13 protein-coding genes are annotated in these 14,994 nt (G+C 70.6%); 8 read left to right on the plus strand and 5 right to left on the minus strand.

Going from position 1 to position 14,994, the window contains the following annotated elements; genetic code table 11:
* Window positions 1-642 precede the first annotated feature (642 nt).
* The 4 genes from ABZ815_RS23860 to ABZ815_RS23875 all read left to right on the plus strand — a co-directional run bounded on the left by ABZ815_RS23860 (window position 643) and on the right by ABZ815_RS23875 (window position 6,175).
* Window positions 643-1,974 (plus strand): PHB depolymerase family esterase, encoded by a 1,332-nt coding sequence (locus ABZ815_RS23860; protein WP_357701351.1) that lies wholly within the window; start codon window positions 643-645, stop codon window positions 1,972-1,974.
* A 66-nt stretch (window positions 1,975-2,040) separates the two neighbouring features.
* The gene (locus ABZ815_RS23865; RefSeq protein ID WP_357701353.1) at window positions 2,041-3,162 is read left to right on the plus strand and encodes a lectin; all 1,122 of its coding nucleotides are present in this window, start codon (window positions 2,041-2,043) and stop codon (window positions 3,160-3,162) included.
* 25 nt (window positions 3,163-3,187) lie between these two features.
* Window positions 3,188-4,765 carry a lectin gene (locus ABZ815_RS23870; RefSeq protein WP_357701355.1) on the plus strand — a complete coding sequence of 526 codons (1,578 nt, stop codon included), beginning with the start codon at window positions 3,188-3,190 and terminating at the stop codon, window positions 4,763-4,765.
* A 78-nt stretch (window positions 4,766-4,843) separates the two neighbouring features.
* On the plus strand, window positions 4,844-6,175 hold the full coding sequence (locus tag ABZ815_RS23875; protein ID WP_357701357.1) for a glycoside hydrolase family 43 protein: 1,332 nt from the start codon (window positions 4,844-4,846) through the stop codon (window positions 6,173-6,175).
* A gap of 264 nt (window positions 6,176-6,439) precedes the next feature.
* Here ABZ815_RS23875 and ABZ815_RS23880 read toward each other — a convergent pair whose 3' ends face one another.
* The gene (locus ABZ815_RS23880; RefSeq protein ID WP_357701359.1) at window positions 6,440-7,495 is read right to left on the minus strand and encodes a hypothetical protein; all 1,056 of its coding nucleotides are present in this window, start codon (window positions 7,493-7,495) and stop codon (window positions 6,440-6,442) included.
* 156 nt (window positions 7,496-7,651) lie between these two features.
* Here ABZ815_RS23880 and ABZ815_RS23885 point away from each other — a divergent pair, with 156 nt between their 5' ends.
* The 3 genes from ABZ815_RS23885 (at window position 7,652) to ABZ815_RS23895 (ending at window position 10,526) form a co-directional block, all read left to right on the plus strand.
* Window positions 7,652-8,320 carry a response regulator transcription factor gene (locus ABZ815_RS23885; protein WP_357701361.1) on the plus strand — a complete coding sequence of 223 codons (669 nt, stop codon included), beginning with the start codon at window positions 7,652-7,654 and terminating at the stop codon, window positions 8,318-8,320.
* A complete protein-coding gene (locus ABZ815_RS23890) occupies window positions 8,313-9,449 on the plus strand; it encodes a HAMP domain-containing sensor histidine kinase (RefSeq protein ID WP_357701363.1) in 1,137 nt (378 codons plus the stop codon). The genes ABZ815_RS23885 and ABZ815_RS23890 overlap by 8 nt, the downstream gene beginning before the upstream one ends.
* A 162-nt stretch (window positions 9,450-9,611) precedes the next feature.
* A complete protein-coding gene (locus ABZ815_RS23895) occupies window positions 9,612-10,526 on the plus strand; it encodes a hypothetical protein (protein WP_357701365.1) in 915 nt (304 codons plus the stop codon).
* Window positions 10,527-10,536: 10 nt separating this feature from the next.
* On the opposite strand, the gene ABZ815_RS23900 is transcribed toward ABZ815_RS23895, so the two are convergent.
* Both ABZ815_RS23900 and ABZ815_RS23905 read right to left on the minus strand, forming a co-directional pair.
* Window positions 10,537-11,382 carry a LysR family transcriptional regulator gene (locus ABZ815_RS23900; RefSeq protein WP_357701367.1) on the minus strand — a complete coding sequence of 282 codons (846 nt, stop codon included), beginning with the start codon at window positions 11,380-11,382 and terminating at the stop codon, window positions 10,537-10,539.
* A 316-nt stretch (window positions 11,383-11,698) separates the two neighbouring features.
* A complete protein-coding gene (locus ABZ815_RS23905; protein WP_357701369.1) occupies window positions 11,699-12,169 on the minus strand; it encodes a hypothetical protein in 471 nt (156 codons plus the stop codon).
* A gap of 32 nt (window positions 12,170-12,201) precedes the next feature.
* On the opposite strand from ABZ815_RS23905, the gene ABZ815_RS23910 reads away from it, so the two are divergent.
* Window positions 12,202-12,720: a hypothetical protein gene (locus tag ABZ815_RS23910; RefSeq protein ID WP_357701371.1), complete on the plus strand. Its 519-nt coding sequence runs from the start codon at window positions 12,202-12,204 to the stop codon at window positions 12,718-12,720.
* A gap of 45 nt (window positions 12,721-12,765) precedes the next feature.
* Here ABZ815_RS23910 and dgoD read toward each other — a convergent pair whose 3' ends face one another.
* Together dgoD and ABZ815_RS23920 are read right to left on the minus strand one after the other, a co-directional pair.
* Complete coding sequence (gene dgoD, locus ABZ815_RS23915; RefSeq protein ID WP_357701373.1) at window positions 12,766-13,908, minus strand: galactonate dehydratase; 1,143 nt, start codon at window positions 13,906-13,908, stop codon at window positions 12,766-12,768.
* The gene (locus tag ABZ815_RS23920) at window positions 13,905-14,984 is read right to left on the minus strand and encodes a Gfo/Idh/MocA family oxidoreductase (protein WP_357701375.1); all 1,080 of its coding nucleotides are present in this window, start codon (window positions 14,982-14,984) and stop codon (window positions 13,905-13,907) included. The genes dgoD and ABZ815_RS23920 overlap by 4 nt, the downstream gene beginning before the upstream one ends.
* Window positions 14,985-14,994 lie beyond the last annotated feature (10 nt).

Genomic DNA, 14,994 nt, shown 5'->3' on the forward strand with positions numbered 1-14,994 from the left:
GGGTGCTCTCGGCGGCGTCGGCCGGGATCGCCGTCGCCAGTGCGGTGATCAGGCCGAGGGCGCCTAACGCGCCGGTGATCAGTGCCCGGCGGCGCGCGCCGCGCGGCCGCCGGGCGGTCGGTGGGGACATGGCGTTGACACGCATGGTTCGAGCCTCCAAAGGCGAATCATGGGGGAGGGATCGTGCGGGGCGCGACCCGTGCGCCGGTGGGGACGCACACCACAGGCGCCGGGACGGTAGTCCGTGTGCTGGACACCGCCGATCCGATAGGGGGGACCACCTCGGGCACTCAGTGTGAGAATGGCGGCCGAAAATTGTCAAGGACGCAGTGAAAATTTCCGGCCCCGGCCCGTGCCGTTCGTCTCGATTGAGCAGGTGCAACGTGCATCTTGGTGCCCGGAAAGTTTCGTCAGCTCCTGTCGTGGGGAGGCGGATGAAAGTTTCATGGCGACGCTCTCGCCGGCCCTCTCGATAATTCAAGGTGAGCGGGCTCGGCGGTCGCCTCCTCCGGTCGCCGCGCGTCACGGCGCTCTTGACAGCGCCGTTCCGGCTCGTATTTGCTCCCTCCGTCCCTTCCATCGGCCCGGAAGAGCTCGACCGGTCAGCGCCTTTGTTAGCGCTAACAGACGAGAGGTGGATGCATGAGACCAGGCGAATCGCGCAGGAGAAGGCGCGCGGGCATCGGAGCCGCGCTGGCGGCTGTGATCACGGCGGCGGCCACCACGTTGGCCATGTTCCTCACCACTGCTCCGGGAGCGTCGGCGGCGGCCTTGACCGAAGTGACGAACTTCGGGAGCAATCCCGGCGGACTGCGGATGTACCTCTACGTCCCCGACAGGGTGGCGGCCAGGCCGGGCGTCCTGGTGGCGATGCACGGCTGCAACGGCTGGGCTCCGGGCTTCCACCAGGGCACCGAGTTCGCCTCGCTGGCCGACCGGTACGGCTTCATCGTCATCTATCCGCAGGCGAACAAGACCGCCAACGGCCTGTCGAACTGCTTCGACGTGTGGTCGAACGAGGCCCTGCGGCACGGCGGAGGCAGTGACCCGGTGTCGATCGTCTCCATGACGAACTACGTGCTGCAACGCTACGGCGGTGACCCGCAGCGGGTGTTCGCGACCGGTTTCTCCTCCGGGGCGATGGAGACCAACAACCTGCTCGCCACCTACCCCGACGTGTTCAAGGCGGGAGCGCCGTTCTCGGGTGTCCCCTACGGCTGCCTCGGGCCGGCCGGATGTGGGGACAAGACGCCGCAGCAGTGGGGTGACCTGGTCAGGAACGCCTATCCCGGCTACACCGGACCCCGGCCTCGCGTGATGGCCTGGCACGGCACCGCCGACTCCGTCCTGCCGTACACGATGTTGCAGGAGGAGGTCGACCAGTGGACCAACGTCCACGGACTGGGCCAGACCCCCGCCTCCACCGACAGTCCGCAGTCCGGCTGGACGCGGCGGGTGTTCGGTTCCGGGCAGGTCGAGGCGTACACCGTCGCCGGCGCCGGTCACGACCTGCCCCACCCGGGGATGGCGGCGTACGCCATTCGCTTCTTCGGCCTGGACGGCGGGTCGTCCACCACGACGCCGACTCCACCACCCGCAGGTCAGATCAGGGGAGTGGCCTCCGGCCGCTGCGTGGACGTGCCCAACGCCGCCACCACCGACGGCACCGCCGTGCAACTGTGGGACTGCAACGGCCGCACCAACCAGCAGTGGACCCAGACCTCGGCCGGAGAGCTGAAGGTGTACGGCAACAAATGCCTGGACGCCGGCGGCACCGGCAACGGCGCCAGAATCCAGATCTACTCCTGCTGGGGCGGCGACAACCAGAAATGGCGCCTCAACACCGACGGCACCATCACCGGCGTCCAGTCCGGGCTCTGCCTCGACGCCGTCGGCGCAGGCACCGGCAACGGCACCGGGCTCCAGCTCTACACCTGTCACGGCGGCACCAACCAGAAGTGGACCTGGACGTGACGCCCCTCAACGGCGGGCGTCATCGCCCGGCTCGCCCGGCGCGTGGCCGGTGGTGAGGGGGTGAGCATGCGTACCTGGAGGCGATGGCGGGCCGCCGTGCTGACGGTGGCGGTGTTGCTGGCGGCCGGCACGGCGATGGGGACGGGGGTCGCCGGAGCCGAGTCCAACGGCGGGGTACGGGTCATGCCGCTCGGCGACTCGATCACCGAGGGCACGCAGGTGCCGGGCGGCTACCGGATCGGCCTGTGGCAGCGCCTGGCCGGCGGCCGCTACACGGTCGACCTCGTCGGTTCGCAGTTCAACGGGCCCAGCAGCCTGGGCGATCATGATCACGAGGGCCACCCAGGCTGGCGCATCGACCAGATCGACGCGAACATCACCGGCTGGCTGCGTACGTACACGCCGCGTACGCTGCTGCTCCACCTGGGCACCAACGACATCCTGCAGAACTACGACGTGGCCGGCGCTCCGCAACGGCTGTCCACGCTGATCGACCACATCACCGCGGCCGTGCCGGACGCGGACGTCCTCGTCGCGACCGTCATCCCGCTGTCGAACGCCGGACAGGAGTCCGCGGCGCGCACGTTCAACGCGGCGATCCCCGGCATCGTCCAGAGCAAGGTGAACAGTGGCAAGCACGTCCACCTGGTCGACCTGCACAGCAGGCTGACCACTTCGGACCTGATCGACGGCGTTCACCCGACCGCCGGCGGCTACGACAAGATGGCCGCCGCCTGGTACGCGGCGCTGCAAGCGGTTCCCGGCAGCATCGGCCAGCCGCAGGGCAACCCCTCCGGCGGCTCGGAGATCAAGGGCGTGGGCTCGGGCCGTTGCCTGGATGTCACCGGCGTGTCACAGGCCAACGGTGCGCAGGCGCAGATCTGGGACTGCAACGGCCAGAGCAACCAGCGCTGGACGTCGACCAGCGCCGGTGAGCTGCGCGTGTACGGCGGCAAGTGCCTGGACGTGGCCAACCGGAGCACCGCCGACGGCGCCGGCGTGATCATCTGGGACTGCAGCGGCCAGGCCAACCAGCAGTGGCGCTTCAACACCGACGGCTCCATCACCGCCGTCGGTGCGAACAAGTGCCTGGACGTGCCGAGCAACAGCACCGCCAACGGCGTCAAGCTCCAGATCTGGTCCTGCAGCGGCGCCGCCAACCAGCGCTGGACCCGCGCCGGCTCATGACGACCCCCAGGAGGTGGAGAAGCGAATGCGCACAATTCTCGGCCTGACGACGGCCGCGTTACTGGCGGCCGGCTCCCTTGTCGCGATCGGCGGCGCCACGTCCCCGGCCGTCGCGCTGGAGAACGGCCTCGCCCGGACCCCGCAGATGGGCTGGAACGACTGGAACAGCTTCGGCTGCAACGTCAACGACGGCCTCATCCGCCAGACGGCCGACGCCATGGTCTCCAGTGGCATGGCGGCGGCGGGCTACACCTATGTCAACATCGACGACTGCTGGTCCACCAAGAGCCGGAACGCGAGCGGCGACCTGGTGCCGGATCCGCAGAAGTTCCCCGACGGCATCAAGGCCCTGGCCGACTACGTGCACTCCAAAGGGCTCAAGCTCGGCATCTACTCCTCGGCCGGTACCACGACGTGCGCGGGCTACCCGGCCAGCCTGGGCTACGAGCGGCGGGACGCGGCCCTGTGGGCGTCGTGGGGGATCGACTATCTGAAATACGACAACTGCGGCGACCATCGCGGCATGAACGGGCAGCAGCGGTACACGGCCATGCGGGACGCGCTGGCCGCCGCCGGCCGCCCGATCGTGTACAGCCTGTGCAACTGGGGTCAGGAGAACGTGTGGACCTGGGGGACGCCGGTGGGCAACTCCTGGCGTGACACCGGCGACATCGCGGCCAACTGGAATTCCGTCATGGGCATCCTGGACCAGCAGGTCGGGCTGGAGTCGTACTCGGGCCCGGGGGGCTGGAACGACCCGGACATGCTGGAGGTCGGCGTCGGTTCGGTGACGGCTACCGAGGGGCGCGCGCACTTCAGCCTGTGGTCGCTGCTGAACGCGCCCCTCATCGCCGGCAACGACCTCCGGACGATGAGCGCCGACACGCGCACCATCCTCACCAACACCGAGGTCATCGCGGTCAACCAGGACTGGGGCGGCAAGCAGGGCCACAAGATCAGCGACAACGGCAACCTGGAGGTCTGGCGCAAGCCGATGAAGAACGGCTCGGTCGCGGTCGTCCTGCTCAACCGGGGCACCTCGACCGCGACCGTCTCCACCACCGCCGCGGCCTTGGGGCTGGGCTCGGCGTCCTCCTACTCGGTGCGTGACCTGTGGGCGCACACGACGTCCTCCTCACCGGGGACGATCAGCGCGCCGGTCCCCGGGCACGGGGCGGCCATGTACGTCGTGACGGGAGGCGGCATCGTCCCGCCCACCGCGGTCGCGATCAAGGGAGTGGGCTCGGGCAGGTGCCTCGACGTCGCCGCCGCCTCGCAGGCGAACGGCGCGCAGGCGCAGATCTGGGACTGCAACGGCCAGGGCAACCAGCGCTGGACGCCCACCGCGAGCGGCGAACTGCGCGTCTACGGCGGCAAGTGCCTGGACGTGTACGACGGTGGAACCACCGACGGCACCAACGTCATCATCTGGGACTGCAACGGCCAGAGCAATCAGCAGTGGCGCTTCAACGCCGACGGCACCATCACCGCCGTCGGTGCGAACAAGTGCCTGGACGTGCCGAACAACGCCACCGCCAACGGCACCAAGCTGACCATCTGGTCGTGCAACGGCGGCGCCAACCAGCGCTGGACCCGTAACTGACCCGTCATCCCGGGAGCGATCGTGAGAATGGCATTACGGTTGCCGGCCACCACAAGAGCCGGACGCGGAATCGTATGGGTGCTGGTCCTGCTCGGCCTCGTGGCGTTCCTGCCCGCCCACCCGGCCAGGGCGGACAACCCGATCATCCAGACCGTCTACACCGCCGACCCGGCGCCGCTGGTGCACAACGGCCGGGTGTACCTCTACACCGGCCATGACGAGGACGGCTCGACCTGGTTCACCATGAAGGATTGGCGGGTCTGGTCCTCCGCCGACATGGTGAACTGGACCGACCACGGATCCCCGCTGAGCCTGACCACCTTCAGCTGGGCGAAGTCCGACGCCTGGGCGGGACAGACCATCTACCGGAACGGCCGGTTCTACTGGTACGTGCCCACGACCAACCGGGCGACCGGCCGGATGGCCATCGGGGTGGCCGTCTCCGACAGCCCGACCGGGCCGTTCAGGGACGCACTCGGACGGCCGCTGATCGAGAACGGCGAGATCGACCCGACGGTCTTCATCGACGACGACGGGCAGGCCTACCTCTACTGGGGCAACCCGCACCTCTGGTACGTGAAGCTGAACCCCGACATGACCTCGTACTCGGGAAGCGCAACGCAGATCCCGCTCACCACGGCGGGATTCGGCACCAGGACGGGTGACGCCAACCGCCCGACGCTGTTCGAAGAGGGGCCCTGGGTCTACAAGCGGAACGGCCTGTACTACCTCGTCTTCGCGGCCAAGTGCTGTTCGGAGTTCCTCGCCTACTCCACGGCCCCCGGCCCCACCGGGCCCTGGACCTACCGGGGGACGATCATGCCCACGCAGGGCGGCAGCTTCACCAACCACGCGGGCATCGTCGACTACCAGGGCGGCTCGTACCTCTTCTACCACAATGGCGCACTGCCGGGCGGCGGGGGCTTCACCCGTTCGGTGGCCGTGGAGAAGTTCACCTACGGCTCCGGCGGCACGATCCCGACGATCAACATGACCGCGTCCGGGGCGCCGCAGGTGGGCACCCTCAACCCGTACGTCCGCCAGGAGGCCGAGACGATCGCCTGGGAGTCCGGGGTCGAGACCGAGCCCTCCGGCGAAGGGGGGATGAACGTCGGCTGGATCGAGAACGGCGACTACATTAAGGTCAAGGGCGTCGCGTTCGGCTCCGGCGCCAGGACCTTCGCCGTGCGGGTCGCCTCGGCGTCCAGCGGCGGCAGGCTCGAACTCCGTCTGGACGGCGTCAACGGCCCGTCGGCCGGGACGTGCACCGTGCCGGGCACGGGCGGCTGGCAGACCTGGAGCACCGTGTCCTGTCCGGTCAGCGGCGCGACCGGCACCCGCGACCTGTACCTGAAGTTCACCGGCGGAAGCGGCTACCTGTTCAACATGAACTGGTGGCAGTTCAGCTGACGTCGCATCTCCCGCGCGTCACCGGTGTCACCGCCGCCCGCCTCCTGCCCCGCCGGCGAGAGGGGTTGGGGTTCCCGGTTGGCGGCCGGGCCCCGACACAAGACCGGGAAACCTCCACCGAACTTCCGGCCCGCGCTGGAGGCGACCGCGCCCACGCGGCCGACCTGGCCGTACCCGGGACGCGCGAGGCGGTCGCGGCCACCCTGCCGTGGACGAAGCGGAAGGTGCGTCCGCGGGCCCGTGGCTGCTGGACGGCGACCGGCGTCAGTACTCGTGGTGGGGGTCGTAGCTGAACACGCTCGACCTCTCCTCCTCCTCGAACAGCACGGCCGGGCGGAAGGGTGAGCTCGGCGGCGCCTCGATCGCGGCGGCCCGCCGATCGTGTTCCGCGGTGAAGGCGGAGCTGAGGACCGCCCTTGCAAGAAGCGGCTGATGCAGGAGGAAGTCGCGGGGGCCGAGGTAGAGGTAGGCGTCAACGCCCGGGTAACCGTCGCCGGAGTCCAGCGGCGCGTCGCCGGGCAGCGAGTAGTAGGAGGAGTCCAGGTCGCCGAGCCAGGTGCCGTCGAACGTGGCGAGCGTCGGCACCGGCCAGGAGGCCATCTGCCGCTCCAGCCGGTCGTTGTCCTTGGCGAAGCCGAGGTGGGCCGTGACGATGAAGGCGCAGCCGGGATACTTCTCCTCGTAGATCTCCGCGGCGCCCTGTTCATGCCGTACGTGCCCGGTCCCGGAGAGCAGCAGGGCCCTGCGCTTCTTTGACAGCACCTCGCTCTGCAGGACGGCGGCCATGTGCCGGTCCCGCTGCCCGAGCAGTGACTGCAGATCCGCCTGGCTCGTCACCCTGCTCCAGTCGGCGGGCGGGCCGCAGGCCAGGACGCGCAACCGCTCGTGCACCGGCAGCCGCTGGTTGACGCGGCGGACCAGGGGATAGAGCTGCTCGTAGAAGGCCGAGTAGCCGGCCCCCGGCTGGAGGGTGTCGCGCCACGCCTGCCGTACCTCGGTCAGCGGCACGTCCTCGCCCGCCACGTACCGGTCGATGATCGGCTGGAACCTCGCGTTCCCGCCCTCGACGGCGATGTCGTCGACCCGGCCGGGCAACCGGGGGTCGCGCAGCAGCGAGATGAGGAAGTCGTCGACGTCCTTGACGCCGTGCGACGGGCTCAGCCCGCCGACGAGCTGGTGCGTGCCGAAGGCCCCCAGCAGCGCGTCCTTGGCGTCGAGCGGCCGGGCCTCGCCCGGCGCGGTCAGCGCTCGCGCCCCGCCGACCGCGGCGGCCGCCAGCGCGGATGCCGCGGCCGCGGCGAGGACCTTTCTGCGTCGCATCGGGCGACCTCCTCTTGCGTTCGTGGGATTCGTGTCGCCTGCCGTCCTACTCCGGCGCCGGTCCCGGGACGGTGCGCGCGGCTGTTACGCGGTTGAGACCGGCCGCCCGGCATGCTGGGTGCGGACCACCCGTCAAAAGAAGGAGCCTGGCCGGTCATGAGAGTGCTCGTGGTCGAGGATTTCGAGCCGATGGCTCGGGCGATCGTCACGGGTCTGCGGCGTGAGGGCATGGCCGTCGACGCCGTTCACGACGGCGGCGCCGCGCTCGAACGGCTGGCGTGCACGCGCTACGACGTGGTGGTGCTGGACCGGGACCTGCCCGTCGTGCACGGCGACGAGGTCTGCCGCCGGCTGGCCGCCGACCGGTCACCGGGCCGGATCCTCATGCTCACCGCCGCGGGCGGGCTCGGAGACCTGGTCGACGGCCTCGGCATGGGCGCCGACGACTACCTGGCCAAGCCGTTCGACTTCGTCGAGCTGATCGCCCGGGTACGCGCCTTGGGCCGCCGCTCGGCCCCGCCCACTCCGCCGGTGCTGCGCCACGGCGACATCAGGCTCGATCCGGCCGGCCGGTCGGCGTTCCGCGCCGGTCGGCGCCTGCCGCTCAGCGCCAAGGAGTTCGCCGTGCTGGAGCACCTGCTCACCCGAGCCGAGCAGGTGGTCTCCGCCGAGGAACTCCTGGAACGGCTCTGGGACGAGGCAGCCGACCCGTTCACCACCGCCGTGAAGCAGACGATGTACCGGCTGCGGGCGAAGCTCGGCGCACCTCCCGTCATCCACACCGTCCGCGAAGGCGGCTACCGGCTCGGCGCGCCGAGTGCCTGACGCACGGTCCCCGCGCCGGGGCCGCGGGCTCACCGTCCGGGCGCGGCTGACCCTGCTGTACGCGGCCCTCATCTGCTCCTCCGTCGTCGTCTCCCTCGGCGTGGTCTACCTCCTCCTGAGCGGCAGCAGCTGGCAACGGGCCCCTGGTCAGGTGCGGCAGGGCGGGATCATGGCGGCGGGCGGGCACTCACCGGCCCTCCTCGCGCCCTTCGCCGCCGCGGAGAGGACGGCTGGGCTGGCCGTCGCGCTGGGGGTGGTCGCCGTGGTGTCGGTCGCGCTCGGCTGGCTGGTCGCCGGCCGTTTCGTACGCCCGCTGCGTACCATCATCGCCACAGCCCAGGACATCTCGGCCACCAACCTGCACCGGCGCCTCGGACTGCGTGGCCGCCGCGACGAGTTCACGGAGCTGGGCGGCACCCTGGACGACCTGTTCGCCCGGCTGGAGGCGTCCTTCGAGGCGCAGCGGCACTTCATCGCCAACGCCTCGCACGAACTGCGTACCCCGCTCAGCGCGGGCCGCGCGCTGCTGCAGCTCGCGATCACCGACCCGGCGCCGACCGTGGAAAGCCTGCGCGCCACCTGCGAGGAGCTGGTGGAGCTCGGCGACCGGCAGGAGCGCCTCATCGCCGCGCTGCTCACCCTGGCGAGCAGCCAGCGCGGCCTGCACCGGTCGCAACCGCTGGACCTGGCCGAACTCGCCGCCCGAGCGCTCGCGGCCCGCGAAGCGGAGGCCGACCGGCGCGGCATCCGGCTCGACGTCACGCTCGGCCCCGCCCCGGCGACCGGCGATCCAAGCCTTGTCGAGAGCCTGATGGCGAACCTGCTCGACAACGCCGTCCGCCACAACGTCCCCGGCGGGCAGGCCGAGATCATCACGGGCCGCACCGCCGCCGGCGCGGCCCGCCTGGCCGTCGGCAACACCGGGCCGGTCATCGCGGCCGACGCGGTGGACTCCCTGTTCCAGCCGTTCCGCCGGCTCGGCGCCGAACGGATCCGCCCCGGCGAGCAGGACGGGTACGGGCTCGGCCTCGCCATCGTCCGGGCCATCGCCGGCGCGCACGGGGCCACCCTCCTCGCGCGCGCCCGCTCCGAGGGCGGCCTGCACATCGAGGTCACCTTCCCCGACTGAGGGTCATGCCGCACACCGGCCTGCCCGCGGAAGCGAGCCATACCGAGAACTGTCCCGGTGACCCCAAAAAAGTCTTGGACGAGCGGTTACTGAAATCGTTTTCTGAAAGAGCTGGAGCCGCACCTCCCCTCGTCACCCCGCTCCGGCACCGGGAGGAGAACCATGAGGTCGTTGCGCATCCTGGCCGCCGTCACCGTGACGCTGGCCCTGACGACGAGTCCGGCGGTGGCTCAGTCGCCGCCGCCCGGCAGAGACAAGCCGGTCACCATCGTCTCCGATCAGGCGGGCGAGACCTTCACCGAGTCCGTCAGCACGGCGGATGCCGTCGGGGTCCGGACCATCACCTGGACCTCGAACACCGGCGCGAAGCTCAGGCTTCAGGGAGTGCTGCCCGGCAGCACCGTCCGGGTCGTCCACGCGGCCCCTCAGGTCCCCGGTGTGAGTCCTTCCGCCCAGCTCGCCGGCGGCCGAGCGGTCGGACTGTCCATCACCGGACCGAACCTCAGCAAGTCCGAACTGCTGAAGTACGCCGGGTTCGTCCCCGATCCGGCGACCAGCGGGGCCGCCGCCGCCCTGAGCACCCCGGTGGACCGGAACCCGGACTGGTGGCTGGTCGCCGACTTCACGTACCGCAACGCCCACTTGTACGGCTGGTACAGCTACTGGCTGGTCAACAGCGACGGAGCCGGGAACTGGGGAGTCCTCGGCCAGATCTGGCACAGCGCCAACGACCTGGCGAAGGGCACGGAGCTCAAGCAGACCTGGCAGTGGACCTATGTCCCGCCCGGCAACTGGGTCGTCGACCAGGACCCCAAGTGGACGCAGTTCTTCGAGCCCTGCCGGCAGCAGCCCATCTCCATCAGTTTCCTCGGCTTCTCGGTCGGAGGCAGCATCTACAACTGCCGGGGCCAGGTCGACCCCTGGGCCTGGGCCAACAGCACCGACACCGGCGTCGGGGTGAGCTGGAAGGGCAAGAGCGGCTACACGACCGTCGGTGGCGCGATCGACTTCGCCATCTACAGTCCCTCGACCGCGGCCTGGAATGTCTCGGGCTGGGTCGCACTGATCGACGACTGACCGCTGGTAGTCAGGAGCAGTCCTGGGCCCAGGCGAGGCTCGCGGCGATGTAGCCGGTCACCAGGGGCGAGTGATCGGTGCTTCGCCTGGCCAGGACGAGGTGGGTCGGGGGATGATCGGCCAGCGGGACGTAGCGCACGCCCGGGACGGGAGTCGTCCGCGTCGTCCGCTCGGGAACGAAGATCGCGGCCCGCTGCCACAGGACCGCGTGCAGCCCCTCGCCGAGTGATCGCACCACCGGACCGTCGCCCGGAATCTGCCAGAACCTCACCCAGGTGGGGTCCGCCTCGCTGGGCAGCCGGACGGTCCGGTGGCCGTGCAGCTCGGCGCGGGCGAGTGAGAGCCGGTCGGCCAGCGGGTCGTCCATGGGCAGCGCCACGTATATCGGCTCCGCCCGGACCACGTGAACCGCCAGCCCGGTCTCGTCGAACGGCGTGAACGTGATCGCCACATCGACCTCGCCGCGCCCCAGCCCGATCGTGGGATCGGCCACGTTGCCCTGGCGAAGCTGGACCCGCGAGGCCGGATACCGCTGGGTGAAGCTCCGGGCGGCCTCGGCCGACAAGGCGGACTCGGCCGGGCCCAGCACGCCGACCCGCAGTACCGGCTCACCGTTGGCCTGCCGTACCCGCTCGACCGCGCCCGCGGCGGCGGCGAGCAGTCCCCGGGCCTCCCTGAGCAGCACCTCGCCGGCCATGGTGAGGATCATCCCGCGCGCGGTGCGGACGAACAGCGCGCATCCCAGCTCCGCCTCCAGTTCGCGAATGCGCTGACTCAGCGGCGGCTGGGAGATGAGCAGGCGGTGGGCGGCGCGTCCCACGCTGCCCTCTTCCGCGACGACCACAAAGTATTGCAATCGGCGTAAGTCCACACGCGCGACGGTATATCGAAATCTTGACCATGGATCTACCGAAGGGGGCATGAACTTGATGGGGAGGGAATGGCGGGCACGAAGCTACGAATCGTCCTGCCGGCCGCTTTCCCGGCCCGGAGGTCCGCGACGCCGTGGAGCCATCCCATGAAGCCCAACGGCAGGAGACCGTCTGCGGCGCCCTGGGGGTAGTTGACCATCATGATTCTGGCCTTGCCGCTGGTGGCGGTGCGCATCGCATCCGGCGAGCGTGAAGTGTGCCCGTCCGCCGGGCCGTCGCGTAGTGCCCGGCAGGGGGCGTTCAGGAATGGACGGCGCGGATCTCCGTCACGGTGAACGTGTCGACGATGTGCCGGTTCTGCACCAGGAACCCCACCACCCCGGCCACCGCCTCCACGCCCAGGGCGGCCCTCACCCGTGCACTCAGAAGGTAGACCAGGGGCGTCGACGGCTGGGTCAGCGTGAGCCCGCGGTCGTGGCGGTGCACGTCCTGCAACGCCCTGATGGGGATCGGCCGCTCGGTGGTGAACCACGCCGCCACCTCCCATTGCAGAAGTGCCGGATCGGCGTCGGCACAGGCGTGGTAGCAGTCGACGCAGCCATGGCCGGCATGCCGTCCATGCGGGCAGGTCCACTGGGCGACCTCGGCGGGGCTCTGGTCGTGGGCGCTCAGGACGGCTGCTTCGGTGACGCGGCGGCGCGCCGGCCGTGACCGGTCCTCCGGCGGAGAGGCAAAGTCGCTGCTGATGATCGGATCCCTTCCCGGCTGCATCCCAACACGTCGGAGCCTACCGGCGGCAGCCTGTGGACTTCCTGGCACAGGTGGTGCAGCAGCGGTTCGACGACGGCGCCGAACCGCCGCCGTCGGTGACGTTCGGGGGCTCTTGCTCGACGATCGCCTTGCCGCCGCTTGGGCGCGCCCTGAACCATGCGGAGTTCTCGTTCGAGAAGAAGGCCCCCTTCGGGGTGGAGGTGAGGCCCAGTAGGTGGATGCGGCGGGTCTCGATCTCCATGACGAACGGGACCCGGCTTGTTGAGCGCGGCCCTGGCACCAACCGCTTCACCAAGGCCGTCGAGCAACTCGGCGGAAACCAGGCTCCGGCGCGGCTGGGCGGGCTGTACGCGCTGGAGCAGCTCGGGCAGAACAACTCAGGCCGAAGGGGACGGGACGCCGAAGGCGCGGCCCACGGTATGGAACCAGTGCTCGTCGAGGGAGCGGCCCGTCATCCGTCCCACGACGGTGAGAAGGCGTGCGCCAGCTTCTTCTCGCCCGCGTTCAGGAGGGGGCGCCCGGCTCCCCCCGGTTCGGGTCGGTGCCCTTGACCGGCGGGTGCCCGCACAGGGCGGCGACGGCGGCTCCAGGGACGACTACCACTCGGCGAACGAGCCGTCCCGGTGCCGCCAGATCGGGTTGCGCCAGGCGTGCGACGACGCCTGGCGCACCGCCTTCTCGTCGACCTCGATGCCCAGGCCGGAGGCCGTCGGGCGATCGAGGTGGCCGTCGGTGAAGGTGAAGACCGAGCGGTCCACCAGGTAGTCGAGGAGTTCGCTGCCGTCGTGGTAGCCGATGCCCAGCGACTGCTCCTGGATGAGGAAGTTCGGGGTCGCGAAGTCGATCTGCAGGCAGGCGGCCAGAGCGATCGGGCCGAGGGGGCAGTGGGGAGCGAGGGTGACGTCCCAGGTCTCGGCCATCGCGGCGATCCGGCGGACCTCGGAGATGCCGCCGGCGTGCGACAGGTCCGGCTGGATCACCGCCACGCCCGTGGGGAGCACGTCGCGGAAGTCCCAGCGGGAGAACAGGCGCTCGCCGGTCGCGATGGGGATCGTTGTGGACTCCACCACTCGTCGCAGGTCGCGGGAGAACTCGGGAAGCACCGGTTCTTCGGCGAACAAGGGGGACAGCGGCTCAAGCGGCGGCAGCACCTTGCGCGCGGCCGCCGACGTGAAGCGGCCGTGCAGGTCGACGGCCAGGTCGACGCCGTCGCCCACCGCATCGCGCACCGCCGCGAAGCGGGCCACGATCCGGCTGGTGAGGGCCGGTGACGGGATCGGCGGCAGCCGGCCCTCCCAGGCGGCGAACTTCAGCGTGTCGAAGCCCGCCTCCACCCTGGCCATGGCGTTCTCGGCCAGTTCCGCGTCCGTGTCGCCGTGCGCCCAGGTGTAGACCTTGGCCTGATCGCGTACCGGGCCGCCGAGCAGGTCGTAGACCGGCACGCCGAGAGCCTTGCCCTTGATGTCCCACAACGCCTGGTCGATCCCGGCGACCGCGCTGGACAGCACCGGGCCGCCCCGGTAGAAGCCGCCCTTCGACATCACCTGCCAGTGGTCCTCGATGCGGCCGGGGTCGGCCCCGACCAGCGCCTCCATCAGCGTGTTCACGCAGGCGGCGACCGTCTCGGCGCGGCCCTCGACGATGGGCTCGCCCCAGCCGCTGACGCCCTCGTCGGTGTCGACGCGCAGGAACATCCAGCGCGGGGTGACGATGAAGAGCTCGAAGCCGATGATCTTCACTGGAACACCTCGGGGTGGTCGCCGTGCAGGTTCCGGTGGAACGGGTCGCCCGGACCGATTTCGCCGGCACGCACCGGCCGCCCGGTGAGCGCCGACTTGTACATCGCCGTGATCAGCTCCAGCGCCCTGCGGCCGTCCTGGCCGCTGCCGCGTGGCCGCCGTCCGGCCCGCAGGTCGGTGATCAGGCCCCGGAGCTGGGCCAGGTGGGAGCTGGGCACGTCGTCGGGCGGGGGCCAGTCGAGGCCGGTCACGCCGGGGGCGGGGGTGATCGTCCAGTTCTCGTTGGCGTAGCCGTACAGGTGGGTGAGTTCCAGGGTGGCGGCGGCGAGGTCGACGCGCAGGTGGCTGACCTGGCGCGGCGCGAGCGACGTGCTGACGACCGTGGCCAGCGCGCCGGAGTCGAAGCGCACCAGCGCGGTCGTCACGTCGTCGGTCTGCACGTCGCGGGCGAGCCTGGCGGCCATGCCGCGCACCTCGCTCCAGTCGCCGAGCAGTTCGAGCATGAGGTCGATCTGGTGGATGCCGAGGCCCATGGCGGGGCCGCCGCCCTCGGTGTCCCACCGGCCGCGCCACGGGACCGCGTAGTAGGCGGGGTCGCGGAACCAGGTGGTCTGGCAGTGCGCGACGTACGGCCGGCCGAGCGCGCCGCCGGAGATCAGCGCGCGGGCGTGCCGCGCGGCCGAGCCGAAGCGCTGCTGGTAGATGATCGCGGCGTACGGGCCGCCGTCCCGCTCGGCCGCGGTGATCTCGTCGTACTCCGCCAGCGACAGGCACGGCGGCTTCTCGCACCACGCCCACGCGCCCGCGCGCAGCGACGCGATCACCTGGTCGCGGTGGAGCGCGGGCGGGCTGGCGATGTCGACCAGGTCGGGGCGCACGTCCCGCAGCGTCGTGGCGAGGTCGTCCGAGGCGTACGGCACGGCCCACCGATCGGCGAACGACTCGGCCGCCTCGACGGTGGCGTCGACGACCGCCACAACCTCGATATCAGATGACATTTCGCGAAAAGTCGGCATGTGGGTGGAGTTGGCGATCTGGCCGCCGCCCACCAGGGCGACGCGAAGAGGGGAAGGCATGGGGGGTACC

Origin of the sequence: Nonomuraea sp. NPDC047529 (assembly GCF_040642995.1) — a bacterium.
In the GTDB taxonomy this organism is placed as follows: Bacteria; Actinomycetota; Actinomycetes; order Streptosporangiales; family Streptosporangiaceae; genus Nonomuraea.